Annotated in this window: 19 protein-coding genes and 4 tRNA genes; all 23 read left to right on the top strand. The window is 68.5% G+C overall.

The genetic code is table 11. From position 1 onward, the window contains the following. Positions 1-12 precede the first annotated feature (12 nt). The 23 genes from LTT61_RS15595 to LTT61_RS15485 all read left to right on the top strand — a co-directional run bounded on the left by LTT61_RS15595 (position 13) and on the right by LTT61_RS15485 (position 18,088). Positions 13-95, top strand: a tRNA-Tyr gene (locus tag LTT61_RS15595). Positions 96-250: 155 nt separating this feature from the next. Then, positions 251-323 (top strand) — tRNA-Thr (locus LTT61_RS15590). An 18-nt stretch (positions 324-341) separates the two neighbouring features. Beyond that, positions 342-417: transfer RNA gene (locus LTT61_RS15585), tRNA-Met, on the top strand. Positions 418-458: 41 nt separating this feature from the next. Beyond that, entirely contained in the window at positions 459-629 is a 171-nt protein-coding gene (rpmG, locus tag LTT61_RS15580; protein ID WP_011211653.1) for a 50S ribosomal protein L33, read from the top strand. Positions 630-823: 194 nt separating this feature from the next. Beyond that, complete coding sequence (locus tag LTT61_RS15575; protein WP_233021030.1) at positions 824-1,807, top strand: fused (3R)-hydroxyacyl-ACP dehydratase subunits HadA/HadB; 984 nt, start codon at positions 824-826, stop codon at positions 1,805-1,807. A gap of 185 nt (positions 1,808-1,992) precedes the next feature. Continuing rightward, positions 1,993-2,065, top strand: a tRNA-Trp gene (locus LTT61_RS15570). A gap of 31 nt (positions 2,066-2,096) precedes the next feature. Further along, the gene (gene secE / locus LTT61_RS15565) at positions 2,097-2,483 is read left to right on the top strand and encodes a preprotein translocase subunit SecE (RefSeq protein ID WP_233020677.1); all 387 of its coding nucleotides are present in this window, start codon (positions 2,097-2,099) and stop codon (positions 2,481-2,483) included. Positions 2,484-2,612: 129 nt separating this feature from the next. Beyond that, a complete protein-coding gene (nusG, locus tag LTT61_RS15560; protein ID WP_233021029.1) occupies positions 2,613-3,446 on the top strand; it encodes a transcription termination/antitermination protein NusG in 834 nt (277 codons plus the stop codon). A 53-nt stretch (positions 3,447-3,499) separates the two neighbouring features. Next, the gene (gene rplK, locus LTT61_RS15555; RefSeq protein WP_233020676.1) at positions 3,500-3,934 is read left to right on the top strand and encodes a 50S ribosomal protein L11; all 435 of its coding nucleotides are present in this window, start codon (positions 3,500-3,502) and stop codon (positions 3,932-3,934) included. Between the two features lie 80 nt (positions 3,935-4,014). Further along, positions 4,015-4,728: a 50S ribosomal protein L1 gene (gene rplA / locus LTT61_RS15550; RefSeq protein ID WP_233020675.1), complete on the top strand. Its 714-nt coding sequence runs from the start codon at positions 4,015-4,017 to the stop codon at positions 4,726-4,728. 374 nt (positions 4,729-5,102) lie between these two features. Further along, positions 5,103-5,684 carry a 50S ribosomal protein L10 gene (rplJ, locus tag LTT61_RS15545; protein WP_233020674.1) on the top strand — a complete coding sequence of 194 codons (582 nt, stop codon included), beginning with the start codon at positions 5,103-5,105 and terminating at the stop codon, positions 5,682-5,684. Positions 5,685-5,738: 54 nt separating this feature from the next. Next, entirely contained in the window at positions 5,739-6,116 is a 378-nt protein-coding gene (gene rplL / locus LTT61_RS15540; protein WP_233020673.1) for a 50S ribosomal protein L7/L12, read from the top strand. Positions 6,117-6,368: 252 nt separating this feature from the next. Further along, on the top strand, positions 6,369-7,457 hold the full coding sequence (locus LTT61_RS15535) for an ABC transporter ATP-binding protein (protein WP_269821889.1): 1,089 nt from the start codon (positions 6,369-6,371) through the stop codon (positions 7,455-7,457). Between the two features lie 86 nt (positions 7,458-7,543). Then, positions 7,544-8,263: an MlaE family ABC transporter permease gene (locus tag LTT61_RS15530; protein ID WP_233021027.1), complete on the top strand. Its 720-nt coding sequence runs from the start codon at positions 7,544-7,546 to the stop codon at positions 8,261-8,263. A 3-nt stretch (positions 8,264-8,266) separates the two neighbouring features. After that, positions 8,267-9,133 carry an MlaE family ABC transporter permease gene (locus tag LTT61_RS15525; protein WP_233020672.1) on the top strand — a complete coding sequence of 289 codons (867 nt, stop codon included), beginning with the start codon at positions 8,267-8,269 and terminating at the stop codon, positions 9,131-9,133. Positions 9,134-9,206: 73 nt separating this feature from the next. After that, positions 9,207-10,556 carry an MCE family protein gene (locus LTT61_RS15520; RefSeq protein ID WP_233020671.1) on the top strand — a complete coding sequence of 450 codons (1,350 nt, stop codon included), beginning with the start codon at positions 9,207-9,209 and terminating at the stop codon, positions 10,554-10,556. Beyond that, positions 10,553-11,626: an MCE family protein gene (locus tag LTT61_RS15515; protein ID WP_233020670.1), complete on the top strand. Its 1,074-nt coding sequence runs from the start codon at positions 10,553-10,555 to the stop codon at positions 11,624-11,626. Before LTT61_RS15520 ends, LTT61_RS15515 begins: the two co-directional genes overlap by 4 nt. Beyond that, entirely contained in the window at positions 11,626-12,636 is a 1,011-nt protein-coding gene (locus LTT61_RS15510) for an MCE family protein (RefSeq protein ID WP_233020669.1), read from the top strand. The genes LTT61_RS15515 and LTT61_RS15510 overlap by 1 nt, the downstream gene beginning before the upstream one ends. A gap of 1 nt (position 12,637) precedes the next feature. Beyond that, the gene (locus LTT61_RS15505) at positions 12,638-13,870 is read left to right on the top strand and encodes an MCE family protein (protein ID WP_233020668.1); all 1,233 of its coding nucleotides are present in this window, start codon (positions 12,638-12,640) and stop codon (positions 13,868-13,870) included. Next, positions 13,867-15,111, top strand: coding sequence for an MCE family protein (locus LTT61_RS15500; RefSeq protein ID WP_233020667.1), 1,245 nt, complete (start codon positions 13,867-13,869; stop codon positions 15,109-15,111). The genes LTT61_RS15505 and LTT61_RS15500 overlap by 4 nt, the downstream gene beginning before the upstream one ends. Next, a complete protein-coding gene (locus tag LTT61_RS15495) occupies positions 15,108-16,349 on the top strand; it encodes an MCE family protein (protein ID WP_233020666.1) in 1,242 nt (413 codons plus the stop codon). Before LTT61_RS15500 ends, LTT61_RS15495 begins: the two co-directional genes overlap by 4 nt. A gap of 31 nt (positions 16,350-16,380) precedes the next feature. Continuing rightward, the gene (locus LTT61_RS15490) at positions 16,381-17,061 is read left to right on the top strand and encodes a hypothetical protein (RefSeq protein ID WP_233020665.1); all 681 of its coding nucleotides are present in this window, start codon (positions 16,381-16,383) and stop codon (positions 17,059-17,061) included. Positions 17,062-17,071: 10 nt separating this feature from the next. Then, complete coding sequence (locus LTT61_RS15485) at positions 17,072-18,088, top strand: hypothetical protein (RefSeq protein WP_233020664.1); 1,017 nt, start codon at positions 17,072-17,074, stop codon at positions 18,086-18,088. Positions 18,089-18,121: the final 33 nt, after the last annotated feature.

Genomic DNA, 18,121 nt, shown 5'->3' with positions numbered 1-18,121 from the left:
CTGAGGTGCCACGGCAGATTGCCCGAGCGGCCAATGGGAGCGGACTGTAAATCCGTCGGCGAAAGCCTACGTAGGTTCGAATCCTACATCTGCCACCCCGAAGTCCCCGTCGATCACGGTCGGCGGGGACTTCGCCGTTTACCGCCTCTCACCAGGCGATTTGGTGCGGCGACGGGGGAGTGTGTAACCTCGTTCAAGACTTCGAGCCACCGACACGGACGTCCTCCGAGTTCGGTGCGAGCGCAGTCATGCCCCCTTAGCTCAGTCGGTAGAGCGTTTCCATGGTAAGGAAAAGGTCAACGGTTCGATTCCGTTAGGGGGCTCGCAATTCCCGTGCACAAGGCGGTGTAGCTCAGTCGGTAGAGCAAACGACTCATAATCGTTGTGTCGCCGGTTCAAGTCCGGCCATCGCTACCATGTAGAGAGTACGCACCGAACACCGGAAAGAAGGCAAAGCCGTGGCCGCGAAGTCCACTGATGTCCGGCCGAAGATCACTCTGGCCTGCGAGCAGTGCAAGCATCGCAACTACATCACCAAGAAGAACCGGCGCAACGACCCGGATCGGCTGGAACTCAAGAAGTTCTGCCCGAACTGCGGTACGCACCGGGCGCACCGCGAATCGCGCTGATCTGGCACGCGTGACCACTGCCGCGTGAACAGCCCGCCGGGGTCGGACGTCATGTCCGGCCCCGCTCGCGTTGGCGGACCGTGGCGGTAACCGTCCGACGAGATCCCGGCGTCCGGGGTCAGATAGGTACAGTCCCTCCCGTGACATCGAACACCGGCACCACCGAAGTCGATCCGGCCGCGCACGCGGCGGCGATGGTCGGTCATCACTACCGCGTCGACGACTACTACGAGGTCGGGCGCGAGAAGGTGCGCGAGTACGCGCGGGCCGTGCAGGACTACCACCCGGTGCACTGGGAGGAAGATGTCGCCCGCGAGTACGGCTACCCCGGGCTGCTCGCTCCGCTCACCTTCATCTCGCTGGTCGGCATCCTGGCCCAGCGCAAGCTGTTCGAGAACGTGGTCACCGGCTACGACCTGAGCCAGATCATGCAGACCGACCAGGTGCTGGAGTTCCACCGCCCGATCGCGGTCGGCGACAAGCTGATCTGCGACGTCTACCTGGACTCGTTCCGGCAGGCGTTCGGCGGCGACATCATCGTCACCAAGAACATCGTCTCGGACGCGGCGGGTGAGCTGGTGCTCACCACCTACACCACGCTGGTCGGCCGCACCGGCGGCGACATCGACCCGAACGTGAACGTGGCCGTCCGCAAGGTGCTCATGCACGGCATGGGCGACGACGAGCCCGCGCACAGCGCGCCGACCGTCACGGCGGCGCCGGTGCCGCCGGCCGACGGCATCACCGCGAGCAAGCACGCGCTGTCCCTCGCCGACGTCGAGGTCGGCGCCGAGCTGCCGCCGCGCACCGTCCGGCTCACCCGCGGCGACCTGGTGAACTACGCGGGCGTCTCCGGCGACGCCAACCCGATCCACTGGAGCGACGAGGTCGTCAAGCTGGTCGGGCTGGACAACGTGGTCGGCCACGGCATGCTCACCATGGGGCTCGGCGGCGGCTTCGTCACCTCGTGGCTCGGCGATCCGGGCGCGGTCAAGGAGTACAACGTCCGGTTCACCAGCCCGGTCTTCGTCGGCGCCGACTCTCCCGCCGAGATCGAGTACACCGGTAAGGTGAAGTCGGTGGATCCGGAGGCGCGGACCGCGGTCGTCGCCATCGTGGCGAAGTCGGCGGGCCGCAAGATCTTCGGCCGCGCGACCGCGACGGTGCAGCTGTCCTGACCTGCGGCTCGGTGCCGGATTGGCTTATCGGGTGGACGGTAACGTACACTCGGGAATCTGGGATCACCGGTCGTAGCGCGCTGCTCTGAGGAGTGGCGCGCGTGTTGTGTGGGACCGAAACTATAATTTCAGATGGGAAATGTGGTCGGGCCCGGCGAGCTCACGGGCAGCATCGGTCCGACCGAAGGGGCGTAGCTCAACTGGCAGAGCAGCGGTCTCCAAAACCGCAGGTTGCAGGTTCAAGTCCTGTCGCCCCTGCCCTCAATGCCGGCGACGAGAGAGGATCGACGTGAGCGACGAGCGGGATACTCGCCACGGCGCGCATGCGTCCGACGACGGTGAGGACACCGCCGCATCGACTCGGCCGAGCGGCAAACGGTCCGCGCGGCGGAGCCGCGTTGTCTCGTCGGCCGACGCCGGTTCGGTGGCCACGATCGAACGTCCGGCTGCCAAGCCCGCCGCCAAGGCCCGGCGCGAGGGAACGGGCAATCCGTTCAAGCGCCTGATCAAGTTCCTGCGCGAGGTCGTCGCGGAACTGCGCAAGGTGATCTGGCCCAACCGGAAGCAGATGATCACCTACACGATCGTTGTTCTGGTGTTCGTGGTCTTCATGGTCGCGTTCATCGCCGGGGTCGATGTGGCGTTCATCAAGGGTGTCGACTGGCTGTTCGGCTGACCGGCCCACCGGCCGGGCGGGACGACGCCGACACCGGGAGCCGATCCCAGGGAAGCCGGGCGGCGTGATCCGCCGTGCCACTCCGGCAGGCAGAAGATGTTTGTGACGACACAGGAAGCGAGCGCACCGGTGACCACCCCGGAGAACGACACCAGCGACGAGTTCCCGGCCGACCCCGCGGAGTCCGTCGAGGATTCCGTCGTCGCCGGTGCGGACGAGCAGGACGCCGCCGCATCGGACGACGCGGCCGAGCCCGCGGAGACCGCGGAAGCCGCGGAGCCCGCGGAGACCTCAGCCGCCGAGCCGGAGCCGGAGCCGGCCCCCGCCGTCGCCGAGGAGCCCGCCGATCCGGTCGCCGAGATGAAGGCCGCGCTGCGGCGCGCCCCCGGTGACTGGTACGTCATCCACTCCTACGCCGGCTACGAGAACAAGGTGAAGACCAACCTCCAGACCCGCGTGCAGAACCTGGACCTGGAGGAGTACATCTTCCAGGTCGAGGTGCCGACGGAGGATGTCACCGAGATCAAGAACGGCCAGCGCAAGAACGTCAGCCGCAAGGTGCTGCCCGGCTACATCCTGGTCCGGATGGAGCTGAACGACGAGTCATGGGGCGCGGTGCGGAACACCCCCGGCGTCACCGGCTTCGTCGGCGCGACCTCCCGGCCCTCCCCGCTGTCCCTGGACGACGTGGTGAAGTTCCTGGTCCCCGCGGCGCAGCAGCAGAAGAAGCCCGCCGCCGCCGCGCAGAGCGCGGATTCCGGCGGCGATCTCGCGCCGAAGCCGGTCATCGAGGTCGACTTCGAGGTCGGCGAGTCGGTCACCGTGATGGACGGCCCGTTCGCCACCCTGCCCGCCAGCATCTCGGAGGTGAACGCCGAGCAGCAGAAGCTCAAGGTGCTCGTCTCGATCTTCGGCCGGGAGACCCCGGTCGAGCTGGCCTTCACGCAGGTCGCGAAGATCTAGTACTTGCAGAGCCGCTCTGTAGGAAAGCACGACCGACAACCGAGGAAAGAAAGATGCCCCCCAAGAAGAAGAAGCTCGCCGGGATCATCAAGCTGCAGATCAAGGCCGGAATGGCGAATCCCGCCCCCCCGGTGGGCCCCGCGCTCGGCCAGCACGGCGTCAACATCATGGAGTTCTGCAAGGCGTACAACGCCGCGACCGAGTCGCAGCGTGGCAACGTCATCCCGGTCGAGATCTCGGTGTACGAGGACCGGTCCTTCGACTTCAAGCTGAAGACCCCGCCTGCCGCGAAGCTGCTGCTGAAGGCCGCAGGCGTCGAGAAGGGCTCGGCCGAGCCGCACCGCCTCAAGGTCGCCACGGTGACCCTGGACCAGGTGCGCGAGATCGCCAAGACCAAGCAGGAAGACCTGAACGCCAACGACCTGGAGCAGGCGACCAAGATCATCGCAGGCACCGCCAGGTCGATGGGGATCACCGTCCAGAGCTGAGCGCACTCCGCTCGCTCCCCGTGGGAGGGCCGGCCAGGCCCGACAACCACCGCTGACTTTTCGAAAGAGGACAGACAAACATGGCAAAGCGCAGCAAGGCGTACCTCGCCGCGGCCGAGAAGGTCGATCGCAACACGCTCTACTCCCCGCTGGCCGCCGCGAAGCTGGCCAAGGAGACCGCCACCACCAAGACCGACGCGACCGTCGAGGTCGCTGTCCGGCTCGGGGTGGATCCCCGCAAGGCCGACCAGATGGTCCGCGGCACCGTGAACCTGCCGCACGGCACCGGCAAGACCGCGCGGGTCATCGTATTCGCCGCGGGCGAGAAGGCCGCCGAGGCCGAGGCCGCCGGTGCGGACGCGGTCGGCGCCGAGGAGCTGATCGAGCGGATCCAGGGCGGCTGGCTCGACTTCGACGCCGCGATCGCCACCCCGGACCAGATGGCCAAGGTCGGCCGGATCGCGCGCGTCCTCGGCCCGCGCGGCCTGATGCCGAACCCGAAGACCGGCACGGTCACCAACGACGTGACCAAGGCCGTGGCCGACATCAAGGGCGGCAAGATCAACTTCCGGGTCGACAAGCAGGCCAACCTGCACTTCGTCATCGGCAAGGCCTCGTTCGACGATGCCAAGCTGGTGGAGAACTACGGCGCCGCGCTGGACGAGATCCTGCGCGCCAAGCCGTCGACCGCGAAGGGGCGCTACGTCAAGAAGGTGACGGTGTCGACGAACACCGGCCCGGGCATCCCGGTGGACCCGAACCGCACCCGCAACCTCCTGGAGGACGAGGCGTAGTCCTCGCCCTGCACGAAACCGCCGCGGCGGGAACGCGATTCGCGTTCCCGCCGCTGTGCTTTTCCGGCCGTTTTGGGATTTACCCACGACATATGTAGACTGGACAACGGTGTGCGGCACGTTCGCACCCACCCCCCATCGTTCTACCGAAGACCGTTGGTCGTCGATTCCGCACGGAATCGGTCGAAGGTCCGGCCAGAGTGCCGGCGGCCCACGCAGGGAGAGCCGAGGTCGGGATTCCGTTCGCCGGGCAGTGTCCGGCACGGTGTTTCCTGTGCGCCCCGGAACGCTCTGCGTCCGGGGCGCTTGTTCTTTCGCCGGCCCATTCGTTCGGTGGTACGTCACGTACCGACCATCGAGAGAGGAGGCGAAGTATGGCGAATGCCGAGAAGATCACCGCGGTCGCGGAGATCACGGAGCAGTTCCGGAGCTCCACCGCCACCGTGATCACGGAATACCGTGGTCTTTCGGTCGGCAAGCTGACCGAGCTGCGCCGGGCCCTCGGTTCCGAGGCCACCTACTCCGTCGCCAAGAACACCCTGGTCAAGCGCGCCGCTGCGGAAGCGGGCGTGCAAGGCCTGGACGAGCTGTTCGTCGGCCCCACCGCCATCACCTTCGTCAGCGGTGAGCCGGTCGAGGCGGCGAAGGCGCTGAAGGCGTTCGCGAAGGACAACAAGGCCCTCGTCATCAAGGGCGGGTACATGGACGGCGCGCCGCTGTCCGTGTCCGAGGTCGAGCGGATCGCCGACCTGGAGTCCCGCGAGGTGCTGCTGGCCAAGCTGGCAGGCGCGCTCAAGGGCAACCTGGCCAAGGCCGCCGGGCTCTTCGCCGCTCCCGCTTCGCAGGTGGCCAGGCTGGCCGCCGCGCTGGAGGAGAAGAAGCGCTCCGAAGAAGGCGCTGCGGGCGCTGCCGCGCCCGCCGAGGCCGCCGAGCCCGAGGCCGAGACCGCGGAGTGATCCGCCGGGTGGTTGCCACCCACGTCCACACCACATACTTCGAAAGGAACAACAATGGCCAACGTTGACGAGCTGCTCGAGACCTTCGGCAACATGACCCTGCTCGAGCTCTCCGACTTCGTGAAGAAGTTCGAGGACAAGTTCGAGGTCACCGCCGCCGCCCCGGTCGCCGTCGCGGGTGCCGCGGCTGCCGCCCCGGCCGAGGCCGAGGCCGAGCAGGACGAGTTCGACGTCGTCCTCGAGGGCGCAGGCGACAAGAAGATCCAGGTCATCAAGGTGGTCCGCGAGATCGTCTCCGGCCTGGGGCTGAAGGAGGCCAAGGACCTCGTCGAGAGCGCGCCGAAGGCCATCCTGGAGAAGGTCGACAAGGCTGCCGCCGAGGCCGCCAAGGAGAAGCTGGAAGGCGCCGGCGCCAAGGTGTCGGTCAAGTAAGACGGTCTTTTTCCGCCCCCAATCGGCGGAGGACATGCGAACGGGCGGTTCCCCTGGAGGGAACCGCCCGTTCGGCTTTTTCGGCCTCTCCTGCGCCTACCTGGGCGGATATCGGCGACGACACGGGTTACTCACCAGTCAGGTAGGGGTGTGCCCGGTCAGAAGCATGGGATACAGTGGCCCGACCCACTGTGATGTGACGCACCGGCGCTCTTCGCCGGCTCCCACAGTGGACCGTTCGCCGGAAACTGTGTGGAGGTACGCGTGGGCGTCGAGGTCAGGACCGAGGGAGTTACCAAGTCCTTCGGCTCGCAGCGGATTTGGCAGGATGTTTCGCTGACGCTGCCCTCCGGTGAGGTCAGCGCGCTGCTCGGCCCCTCGGGCACGGGCAAGTCGGTGTTCCTGAAGTCGCTGATCGGGCTGTTGCGCCCGGAGCGCGGGTCGATCTTCATCGACGGGGTGGATATCACCACCTGCTCGAACAAGCAGCTCTACGAGATCCGGAAGCTGTTCGGGGTGCTGTTCCAGGACGGTGCGCTGTTCGGGTCGATGAACCTGTTCGACAACGTCGCGTTCCCGCTGCGCGAGCACACGAAGAAGTCGGAGTCCGAGATCCGGCAGATCGTGATGGAGAAGCTGGAGCTGACCGGTCTGATCGGGGCCGAGGGCAAGCTGCCGGGTGAGATCTCCGGTGGTATGCGCAAGCGTGCCGGGCTGGCGCGGGCGCTGGTGCTGGATCCGCAGATCATCCTGGTCGACGAGCCCGACTCCGGCTTGGATCCGGTGCGTACGTCGTACCTGTCGCAGCTGCTGATCGACATCAATGCTCAGATCGACGCGACGATTCTGATCGTCACGCACAACATCAACCTGGCACGGTCGGTTCCGGACAACATCGGGATGCTGTTCCGCCGTCAGCTGGTGATGTTCGGCCCGCGCGAGGTGCTGCTCACCTCCGAGGAGCCGGTGGTGAAGCAGTTCCTGAACGGCCGCATGATCGGGCCGATCGGGATGTCGGAGGAGAAGGACGAGACCCAGATGGCGCGCGAGCAGGCGCTCGTTGACGCCGGGCACCACCACGGTGGCGCGGAAGAGGTCGAGGGGATCATTCCGCAGATGCGGGCCACCCCCGGCATGCCGGTGCGTCAGGGTGTGCTGCGGCGGCAGGAGCGGGTGCGCGAGATCATGCACACGCTGCCGCACGCCGCGCAGGCCGCCATCCGCGAATCACTCGACCAGAGCAACGACACGCAGGTTATGGCATACAGCACAGCGGATACCGAGAGATTCCGTGCCCAGTCATATGACACCAGTGTTCGCCAGAGCCGAACCGACGGGTAACATACGCCATCGTGGATTCTTCCCTGTCGCGATTGCGGGCTCCGGTCGAGTCCGGCTTTGCACAGGCCGGCAATATTTTCGCCCTGATGCTCGACGTGTTTCGCAAGACGTTCCGGCGCCCTTTCCAATGGCGGGATTTCATCGAACAGTCCTGGTTCATCGCCAGTGTTTCGATCCTGCCGAGCGCCCTCGTCGCGATTCCCTTCGGTGCTGTGGTGGCGTTGCAGACCGGCTCGCTCATCAAGCAGTTGGGCGCCGAGTCGTTCACCGGCGCGACCAGTGTGCTGGCTACGGTCCAGCAGGCCGCTCCGGTGGTGACCGCGTTGATCATCGCGGGCGCCGCCGGGTCGGCGGTCGCGGCCGATCTCGGCTCGCGCACCATCCGTGAGGAGATCGACGCGCTCGAGGTGCTCGGCGTCGACCCGATCCAGAAGCTCGTGGTTCCCCGGGTGCTCGGGATGACGCTCGTGGCGCTGCTGCTCAACGGACTGGTCTCGGTCGTCGGCATCGCCGGCGGCTACTTCTTCAACGTCACGCTGCAGGGCGGCACCCCGGGTGCCTACCTGGCGTCGTTCTCGGCGCTCGCTCAGCTACCCGATCTCTGGATCGGCGAGATCAAGGCGGCGATATTCGGCCTGCTCGCCGGAGTGATCGCGGCGTACAAGGGCCTGCACCCCAAGGGCGGTCCGAAAGGAGTCGGTGAGGCGGTGAATCAATCCGTGGTCATCACGTTCTTGGTTCTGTTCTTCGTGAATTTGGTTCTCACCCTCGTGTACCTCCAGATCATTCCCGCCAAAGGCACCTGATCGATGGCAACTCACTATCGCCCCCCGGTTCTCGCGAAGGCCAGCCGCCGGGCAGGGGAAATCGCGCGCGTTCCGCTGAACGTGATCGACCGCGCCGGCGAACAGATGTCGTTCTATTCGCGCGCGATCGCGTGGATTCCGAAGACCGCGGTGCACTACCGCAAGGAAGTGATGCGGCTGCTGGCCGAGGTCACCTTCGGCAGCGGTGCGCTCGCGGTGATCGGCGGCACCATCGGCGTGATCGTCTTCATGTCCGGCTCGGTCGGCGTCGTCGTCGGCCTGCAGGGCTTCAAGGCGCTGGACGCGCTCGGCAGCTCGGTGCTCACCGGCTTCCTGACCGCCTACATCAACACCCGTGAGATCGCCCCGCTGGTCGCGGCGCTCGCGCTCTCGGCGACGGTGGGTTGTGGTTTCACCGCCCAGCTCGGCGCCATGCGGATCTCCGAGGAGATCGATGCGCTCGAGGTGATGGCGGTGCCCGGTGTGCCGTTCCTGGTCACCTCCCGGGTGATCGCGGGTTTCCTCGCGGTGATCCCGCTGTACGTGGTCGGGCTGCTCGGCACCTTCGTCGCCTCGCGGTTGATCAACGTCTGGTTCAACGGACAATCCAGTGGCTCGTACGACCACTATTTCGGGTTGTTCCTGCCACCGGAGGACGTGCTCTATTCGTTCCTCAAAGTCCTGATATTCGCGTTCGTCATCATCCTGGTGCACTGCTACTACGGCTTCCACGCCACCGGCGGGCCCGCGGGCGTCGGCGTCGCCGTCGGCCGGGCGGTGCGTGCCGCGATCGTGCTGGTGATGGTGCTGGACTTCTTCCTCAGCCTTGCTATCTGGGGCACTACTACGACGGTGCGGGTGGCCGGATGAGCGAGTCAAGCCCGGAGGCGGGAGCGAAGCGTAGCCACGGAGGGCTCTCGCTCATCCGGAGAGGGGGCTCGGCATGAGCGGGACGCAGACCTGGCGGGCGACCGAGAAACTTCGGGTGCGCGTGCTGGGGATCATCTTCTTCGTGTTGTGCGCGGTGTTCGTCTGGTCGACGATCGCGATCTACAACAAGACCTTCGTCGACACCGTCGACGTGGACCTGAAGACCGACAGCGTCGGCAACGCGCTCACCCGCAACGCGGACGTGAAGATGCGCGGCGTGCAGGTCGGCACGGTCCGGTCGAGCGATACCGCGGGCAGCGAGGTCACCCTCGCGCTCGCGCTCGACCCGGACAAGGCCGAGCAGATCCCGTCCAACGTCACCGCGCGGCTGCTGCCCAAGACGCTGTTCGGTGAGCGGTACGTCGACCTGGTCGTCCCGGAGGCCCCGAGCGGGCAGCACCTCACCTCGGGGATGACGCTGCGGCAGGACACGACGGGCAACGCCGTCGAGATCAGCAAGCTGCTCGACAACCTGCTCCCGCTGCTGCAGGCGATCCCGCCGCAGGACCTGGCCGCCACGCTCGGCGCGCTCTCGCAGGCGCTCTCCGGGCAGGGCGCCGCGCTCGGCGAGTCGGTGGACAAGCTGGACTCGATCTTCCGCGACCTGAACGGCGTCCTGCCGGACATCCAGCAGGACCTGCGCAGCTTCGCGCAGGTGGCCGCGACCTACTCGGACGCGGCGCCGCAGCTGGTGACCGCGCTGGACAACCTGCGCACCACCAACGCGACGATCGTGCAGCGCCGCACCGACATCGACGTGCTCTTCCAGGTGCTGACCCCGTCCGCGGCGACCACGACGGACTTCCTGCTCGCCAACCGGGACAACATCATCGACGTGGCCGCCGACTCCAGGCACACCCTGGAATCGCTGGCCAAGTACTCGCCGACCTTCACCTGCGCGATGGCGAACTTCGCGCAGCTGAAGCCGCGTATCGACGAGCTGTTCGGGCCGGGCACCGGCAGGCCCGGCTCGCGGGTCAGCATCGAGCTGACCAACCCGCGCGGCCGGTATATCCCGAACCAGGACGAACCGCGCTTCTTCGACGACCGCGGCCCGTTCTGCGTGCCGGAGTTCCCGCGCGGCGTCGACCCGGGGCAGTACCCGGGCGGCCCGGTCAACGACGGCTCCTACCCGGTCCCGAGCCGGAACCCGGGTGACCAGGACACCGGGTACTTCGCGGAGCCGCAGTACGGCGCCTTCCCGGCGACCGACATTCCGACAACGGCGGGCTCGCCGCTGGAGCAGCAGCAGCTCGGGGCCATCTACGGCGCCGCGAGCGGGGTGGCACCCGAGCAGGTGCCCGGCTGGCTGACCAGGGTGGGCGCGCCCGCATTCCGCGGTAGCGAGGTGAGCATCCGATGAAGGCACTGCGCGGCGTCGGCGGTGCGCTGACCAAACTCGTCGTCTTCATCGTGGTCACCCTGCTGGCCACCACGATCCTCGGGCTCTCGATCGCCAACTACACCGGCGGCGGCGACGGCTTCAAGGCCCGCTTCACCGACGTCACCTCGCTGAACCCGGGGGACGAGGTGCGCATCGCCGGCGTGCGGGTCGGCAAGGTCACCGCAGTCTCGATCGTGGACCGGCGGATGGCCGAGGTCGAGTTCGAGCTGCAGGACCGGGACTGGCTGCCCGCCTCGACCATCGCGACCATCCGCTACCGGAACCTGGTCGGCCAGCGCTACATCGCGCTCGACCAGGGCCCGGGCGAGCAGGGCCGCAAGCTCAACGCGGGCGACACCATCGCCGTGGAGAACACCAGGGCGGCGCTCAACCTGACCACGCTCTTCAACGGCTTCCGGCCGCTGTTCCGCACGCTCACCGCGGAGGACGTGAACAAGCTCTCCTACGAGATCATCCAGGTCTTCCAGGGCGAGCAGGGCACCATCCGCGACCTGGTGGCGAGCACCGCGAGCCTGACCAACAAGATCGCGGACAAGGACGCCGTCATCGGCGACCTCGTCCGCAACCTGAACGTCGTGCTGCAGACCGTGAACGACCGCAACGACCAGTTCGACCAGCTCATCGTGAACACCGAGGCCCTGGTCTCCGGGCTCTCCCAGGAGCGGAACACGGTCGGGCAGTCGGTGAGCTCGCTCGCCGGGCTGACCGACGCCACCGCCGACCTGCTGGAGCCGACCCGGCCGTCGCTGCAGGGCTCGATCGCCGGGCTGAGCCAGCTCGCCGGGACGATCACCGAGCGCCGCGACGACGTGAACACCGCGCTGGAGAACCTGCCGGTCAAGATGGAGAAGCTGGGCCGGGTCGGGAGCTACGGCTCCTGGTTCCAGTTCTACCTCTGCGGTATCGACCTGGTGATCGGCCCCGGCACCGCGGACGCGCCGCAGCTGAACCTGCCGGTCGGGCTGCCGACGGTCAACCAGCCCATCTACACCAACACGGCGCCCCGGTGCCGGGGGGAGGCCCGCTGATGGACGACCGGATTCTGCTCGGCAAGCGCAGCCCGGCATTCATGGGCATGCTCGGCCTGCTCCTGGTCCTGCTGGTGACGGTCTCGGTGTTCTTCATCGACCGGCTGCCGATCGTCGGCGCGGCCAGCCGCTACACCGCGGAGTTCACCGAGGCGGCCGGGCTCAAGCCGGGCAACGAGGTGCGCATCGCGGGCGTCAAGGTCGGCGCGGTCACCGGTGTCTCGCTGGACGAGGACCGGGTGCTGGTCGAGTTCCGCACCCAGGACGCCTGGATCGGCGACGAGACCACCGCCTCCATCCAGATCAAGACGGTGCTCGGCCAGAAGTACCTGGCGCTCGACCCCAAGGGTGCCGAGCCCGCCGACCCGGGCGAGCGCATCCCGCTGTCCCGCACGGTGGCGCCGTACGACGTGATCGACGCCTTCTCGGACGCGGCGAGCACCATCGACCAGATCGACACCGCGCAGCTCGCCACCAGCTTCCGGGTGCTCTCGGACGCCTTCGAGACGACGCCGCCGGAGATCCGCGGCTCGATCGACGGCGTCGCGCGGCTCTCCGAGACGCTGGCCAAGCGGGATGAGGAGCTGAAGAAGCTCTTCGCCGCGACCAAGCAGACCACGCAGGTGCTCGCCGACCGGAACGCCGAGTTCGAGCGGCTGCTGAGCAACGGCGGCCAGCTGCTGGCCGAGCTGAACCTGCGCCAGCAGGCGATCTCGCAGCTGCTCACCAGCGCGCAGCGGCTCTCCACCGAGCTGAGCGCCCTGGTCGCGGAGAACGAGCAGCAGATCGGCCCCGCGCTCAGCAACCTGCGGGACGCGATCGGGCTGCTGAACGACAACCAGCAGAACATCTCCAAGACGCTGGAGCTGGCCGCGCCCTTCTACAACATCTACGCGAACGTGCTCGGCACCGGTCGCTGGTTCGACGCGGTCATCGTCAACCTGCTGCCGCCCGCACTGCCGGAGATCCCGGGCGACCGGCCGCCGGTGCGCACACTGGGAGGGAACTGACGTGTCCGAATCCCCTGGCCGGCGCGGGTCGGCGCGGAAGGCATCGAAGTCGGTCATCGCACTGGTCGTGGTCGCCGCGCTGATCGCGGCCGGCGTGCTCTGGTGGGTCCTCGACCGCGTCGGCCGGACCGAGATCACGGCGTACTTCGATCGCTCGGTCGGCATCTACGAGGGCTCCGAGGTGCGCATCCTCGGTGTCGCGGTGGGCGAGGTCGACTCGGTCGAGCCGCAGGGCGACCAGGTCAAGGTCGTCATGCACGTGGACAGCGGGTACGACGTGCCCGCCGACGCCAAGGCCGCGCAGATCACCCCGTCGGTGGTGGCCGACCGCTACATCCAGCTCACCCCGGTCTACCGCGGCGGGCCGAAGATGGACGGCGACGGCACCATCCCGCGCGAGCGCACGGTCACCCCGGTCGAGGTCGACGAGCTGTACTCCAGCATCACCGACCTCTCCCAGGCGCTCGGGCCGGACGGCGCGAACGCCGACGGCGCGGTGAACGACCTGGTGCGCACCGGCGCCGCCAACCTGGCGGGCAACGGCGAGGCGCTGGCGAACAGCCTGACCCAGCTCTCGCACGCCGCGCGCTACCTCTCCGACTCCCGCGGCGACATCTTCGACACCGTGAAGAACCTGCAGCAGTTCGTCGCCATGCTGAACCGCAACGACCAGCAGGTGCGCGAGTTCAACGGCCAGCTGGCCGACCTCACCACCTTCCTGGCCGGCGAGAAGCAGAACCTCGGCGCGGCGCTGCGGCTGCTCTCCGTCGCGCTCGGCGACGTGGCCAGGTTCGTCGACGCCAACCGCGGCCTGATCCAGGACAACGCGGCCGAGCTCACCACGCTCACCCAGACCCTCGCCGACCAGCGCGACCAGCTGGCCGCCGCGGTCGAGGTGCTGCCGGTGGCGCTGAGCAACCTGATCAACATCCACAACGGCGAGTCCGGGACCCTGGACATGCGGGCCAACATCCCCGAGCTGCAGGACCCCTTCGGCGCCGTCTGCAACCTGCTCGACCTCTCCAAGCTGATGCCCGGCGACCCGAAGTTCGAGGCGCTCGGCAGGCAGCTGCGGCCGGTGCTCGACAACTGTGCCGCCATCACCGGCCAGATCACCGCGGGCGTGCAGACCCCGACGCTGATCCTGCCGTTCGGCATCCTCAGCAACGAGAACCAGCAGCAGGCCCCCGTTCCCGGCACCGTGCCGCCCACCGAGCAGGAGGGCGAGCGATGAGCCCGCGTACCCGCCTTCGCGGAGTGGCCGCCGCCGCGGCCGCCGGACTGACCGCCCTGCTGGTGAGCTCGTGCGCCGCGGACGGCATCTACAGCGTCCCGCTGCCCGGCGGCGCCGACGTGGGCGACAGCCCGTACCACCTCGACATCCGCTTCGACGACGTGCTCGACCTGGTGCCGCAGTCCGCGGTCAAGGTGGACGGCGTCCCGGTCGGCCGGGTCGAGGAGATCAGCCTGGCCGAGGACGGCTGGACGGCCAATGTCCGGGCCCTGGTGAACGCGGGCGTCGACCTGCCCGCCAACGCGCGCGCCGAGGTCAGGCAGTCCAGCCTGCTCGGCGAGAAGTTCATCGAGCTGAGCAAGCCGCCGGAGCCCGACCCGGCCAAGCTGGTGGACAACTCGGTCATCCCGGTCACCAACACCAGGCACGCCACCGAGGTCGAGCAGGTGCTCGGCGCGATGTCGCTGCTGCTCAACGGCGGCGGCGTGGCCCAGCTGCAGCCGGTGATCACCGAGCTGAACAAGACCCTGGACGGCCGCGAGGACACCGTTCGCTCGCTGCTGGAGCAGGCGAACACCCTGATCGCCGGGTTGGACCAGCAGGTCGACGACATCACGCGGGCACTGGACGGGCTGGACACCCTCAGCTCCCGGGTGGCCGCGCAGAACGACCAGCTCGCCGGCATCCTGGACGAGCTGCCGGAGGGCGTCCGGATCCTGGAGGAGCAGCGGCCGCAGCTGATCGGGCTGCTACAGCAGCTGGACCGGCTCGGCCAGGCGGGCTTCGACGTGGTCGACACCTCGAAGGACGACCTGATCCGCGACCTGAACTCGCTGCGGCCGACGCTGCAGGAGCTGGCCAAGGCGGCGCCGGACCTGATCACCGCGCTGCCGCTGATCCCGACCTACCCGTTCCCGGACGAGGCCATGAAGAGCACCTTCGGCGGCTCGGCGAACACCTGGCTCTCGGTCGACCTGCAGATCGGCACCACGCTGAGCAACCTCGGCGTCGGCAAACCCGCGCCCACCTACATCCCGCCGCGCGGCCCCGCGATCACCGTCGACCCGAGCAACCCGTACTACAACGGCAACGGGCCGCGCCCCGGCTGGCCGACGGTCTCGCTGATCCCGCTGCCGCCCACCCTCGCCGCGGTGCCGCTGCCCGGCGCGGCCGCCGCGCCGGGCGCCCCGACCCCGCTCGGCTCGTTCCTCGAACAATTCGGAGTGGGGGTTCCGCGATGACCCGTCTGGTTCGCTACCAGCTGATCGCCTTCGTGGTGATCGCGGTGGTCGGCGTCGTCTACGTCGGCGCCACCTACATCCGGCTCGACCAGATGTTCGGCTTCGGCAAGTACGAGGTGAAGGTCACCTCCGAGCAGACCGGCGGGGCCTACCCCGGCTCCGAGGTGACCTACCGCGGCGTCCCGGTCGGCCGGGTCGGCGCGATCGATCTCGCCGACTCCGGCGTCACCATGCGGCTCGACATCGACAGCTCCGCGCCGGACATCCCGGCCTCGGCCAAGGCCGTCGTCTCGAACCGCTCGGCGATCGGCGAGCAGTACGTCGACCTGCAGCCGGAGAGCGCGGGCGGGCCCTTCCTGAAGGAGGGCTCGGTGATCGCGGGGGCGACCACCCCGGTCTCGGTCGAGCAGCTGGTGAGCAGCGTGGACGAGTTCACCCGCACGGTCGACCTGCAGGCGCTGAACACCACCGTCAGCGAGCTCGGCAAGGCATTCGACGGCAAGGGCGACGACCTCAAGATCCTCGTCGACTCGCTGAACAAGTTCACCACCACCTTCCACGAGACCATGCCGCAGACGCTGCAGCTGATCGAGGACGGCAAGACCGTGCTCGGCACCCAGGCCGAGCAGTCGGACAGCATCCTCGCCTTCAGCGACGGCCTGGAGCAGCTCACCGCGCAGCTGCGCTCCAGCGACCCGGACGTGCGCAGGCTGATCGGCACCGGCACCGACGCGGGCGAGCAGCTCGGCGCGCTGATCCAGGAGAGCGGGCCGGACCTGACCACCGACCTGACCAACCTGCGGCTGCTGCTGCGGACGCTCTCGCCGAAGAACTACGTGCTGCAGCCGATCCTGGCGATGCTGCCCGGGCTCTCGATCGGCGGCTCGGCCACCGCGCCCGGCGACGGGACCACGCACTTCGGGCTGGTGCTGGAGACCAACAACCCGCCTGCCTGTACCGTCGGGTACGAGGGCACGCAGCGCATCCTCGAGCAGATGAAGGCGCAGAACCCGGACTTCGACGACACCCGCGACGATTTCCCGTTCAACACCGACGCCAAGTGCACCGTGCCGTTCGGCAATCCGACCAACGTGCGCGGCGGCGCGCGCTCCGCGTATGCCGACCCGAACGTCCCGCAGCCGTGGGACGCCAATCCGAAGGTCGACCCGGCCCGGCTGGATCTGAGCCCGGTCGCCATTCAGATGGCCACCCTTCTGGGGGTCACCCCGAAGCGGTGACCACATCCGACGAGGTAGAGGTGTTGTCGCTGTGAGTCCCGACCCAGCCGAGCAGCCGAAGGTCTCGACCGAGAAGGTCGTCGCCGATCCGCCGCAGGCCGAGTCCGCAGGCACCGGTTCCCGGCTGCGCACCGTCGTCGGCACGGTCGCGGCCGTGCTGCTGGTGGTGTCGCTCGGCGCGGCGCTGTGGTTCGGGGTCGGCTGGGCGCGGGCCGCGTTCTTCACCGACGGCCCGCGCGCCGAGGCGCGGGACTCCGCGCTGGATGGCGCGCGGCAGGCCGCGCTCAACATGACGACCATGAACATCGACGACGTGCCCGGCTCGCTGGCCACCGCGCGCTCCTCGATGACCGGCGCGATTCTCGATTCGGCCACCAAGAACCAGCAGCAGGCCGAGCAGCTGGCGAGCCAGGCCGGGGTCCGGATGGAGGCCAAGGTGCTCGGGGCCTCGCTCACCGCGCTGAACAGCGAGGAGGACAAGGCGACGGCGCTGGTCGTGCTGCAGGTCGGCGAGCAGCGCAAGGACAGCACCGCGGCGCAGTTCCGCTACACCTGGACCCTGGACATGACGCAGGTGGACGGCGTGTGGAAGGTGGAGCAGGTGGCCGCGCTCGGCCAGCCCGTCCTGCTCGACGGCGGCGGTGTACCCGCCGCGCCCGGCGCCCCCGCCGAGACGCCCGCCCCCGCCCCCGCCCCGCAGCCGGGTTCGTAGGAGAACGCGCATGAGCACCCCGAAGCGCCCGGTCAACCGGGTCACCTCCAAGCGCCGCCCGACCCCCGATTCGCCCGCCAAACCCGCCGCGGACACCTCCGCCGCCGACGAGACCCCATCTGCCGCGAGCGAGGACGCGCTTACGCCCGCTCCGAGCGAAGCTGCTGTGAGCGAGTCCGCCGCGAGCGAGGTCGCGAGCACCAAGCCCGCCGCGGGCGGAGCTGCGGCGAGTGAGGTCGCTGGCACCGAGCCCGCTGCGGGCGAGGCTGCGGCGAGTGAGCCGGCCACTGCGAGCGAAGCCGCTGCGACAAGCAAGAGTGCGGCGGTGAGCAAGGCCGCTGCGACGAGCACGTTCGCTGCGACGGGCAAGGCAGGTGCGACGGGCAAGGCTTCGGCGGCGGGCAAGGCCGCTGCGGCGAGCAAGGTCGGTCTGGACAAGGCCGAGGCGACAAATAGAGCCGCGTCGGCGGGTGCGGACGCCGCAGGCGGCGAACCCGCTAGCGCGGCGCCCGCGGGCGAGCGGAAGCCAACCACAGCGCTGCGCGGCTGGGGCGTACCCATCGCATGCCTACTCGCCGCTGCCGTCCTGGCCGGTTTCGCCGTCGTCGCGGCACTGCGTCCGGGCGTCCCGGACAACGACAAAGCCTTCGTCGACTCCGGCGCCACCGAGGAGGTCCGCGCCGCCGCCGACAACGCGCTGAAGACCATCTACGGCTACGACGTGACCGCCATCGACGGCTACCCGGACGCCGTTCGCCAGGTGGTGACCGGCGACATGCTGAAGGACCTCGACCAGTTCGCCCCCACCACCATCGAGGCGATCAAACAGTCGCAGACCAGCGCCACCGCCGCCGCCGACCCGATCGGCGTGACCCTGCTCACCGACGACCGCGCCGAGTTGCTGGTGAACCTCGTGGTGAGCGCGACCAAGGACGGCGCGGCGCAACAGAGCGTCGCGGGCCCGGTCGTGCTGCGCATGACCAAGGTGGACGGCCGCTGGCTCGCCGCCGAGATCGTGGACCGGTAACCGGCACCGGAACCAGGGGAAGACAGCCGATCT

It is taken from the genome of Nocardia asteroides (assembly GCF_021183625.1).
Taxonomy (GTDB): Bacteria; Actinomycetota; Actinomycetes; order Mycobacteriales; family Mycobacteriaceae; genus Nocardia; species Nocardia asteroides_A.
Note: the sequence above shows the minus strand (reverse complement) of the source record. Positions and strands in the feature narration are given on the sequence as shown.

What these genes read in the sequence shown, in the direction of transcription:
- LTT61_RS15575 (WP_233021030.1), top strand. Translation starts at nt 824, where the DNA reads ATGGTCGGTCATCACTACCGCGTCGACGACTACTACGAGGTCGGGCGC.
- rplK (WP_233020676.1), top strand. Translation starts at nt 3,500, where the DNA reads ATGCCCCCCAAGAAGAAGAAGCTCGCCGGGATCATCAAGCTGCAGATC.
- rplA (WP_233020675.1), top strand. Translation starts at nt 4,015, where the DNA reads ATGGCAAAGCGCAGCAAGGCGTACCTCGCCGCGGCCGAGAAGGTCGAT.
- rplJ (WP_233020674.1), top strand. Translation starts at nt 5,103, where the DNA reads ATGGCGAATGCCGAGAAGATCACCGCGGTCGCGGAGATCACGGAGCAG.
- rplL (WP_233020673.1), top strand. Translation starts at nt 5,739, where the DNA reads ATGGCCAACGTTGACGAGCTGCTCGAGACCTTCGGCAACATGACCCTG.
- LTT61_RS15530 (WP_233021027.1), top strand. Translation starts at nt 7,544, where the DNA reads ATGCTCGACGTGTTTCGCAAGACGTTCCGGCGCCCTTTCCAATGGCGG.
- LTT61_RS15525 (WP_233020672.1), top strand. Translation starts at nt 8,267, where the DNA reads ATGGCAACTCACTATCGCCCCCCGGTTCTCGCGAAGGCCAGCCGCCGG.
- LTT61_RS15520 (WP_233020671.1), top strand. Translation starts at nt 9,207, where the DNA reads ATGAGCGGGACGCAGACCTGGCGGGCGACCGAGAAACTTCGGGTGCGC.
- LTT61_RS15515 (WP_233020670.1), top strand. Translation starts at nt 10,553, where the DNA reads ATGAAGGCACTGCGCGGCGTCGGCGGTGCGCTGACCAAACTCGTCGTC.
- LTT61_RS15510 (WP_233020669.1), top strand. Translation starts at nt 11,626, where the DNA reads ATGGACGACCGGATTCTGCTCGGCAAGCGCAGCCCGGCATTCATGGGC.
- LTT61_RS15500 (WP_233020667.1), top strand. Translation starts at nt 13,867, where the DNA reads ATGAGCCCGCGTACCCGCCTTCGCGGAGTGGCCGCCGCCGCGGCCGCC.
- LTT61_RS15495 (WP_233020666.1), top strand. Translation starts at nt 15,108, where the DNA reads ATGACCCGTCTGGTTCGCTACCAGCTGATCGCCTTCGTGGTGATCGCG.
- LTT61_RS15485 (WP_233020664.1), top strand. Translation starts at nt 17,072, where the DNA reads ATGAGCACCCCGAAGCGCCCGGTCAACCGGGTCACCTCCAAGCGCCGC.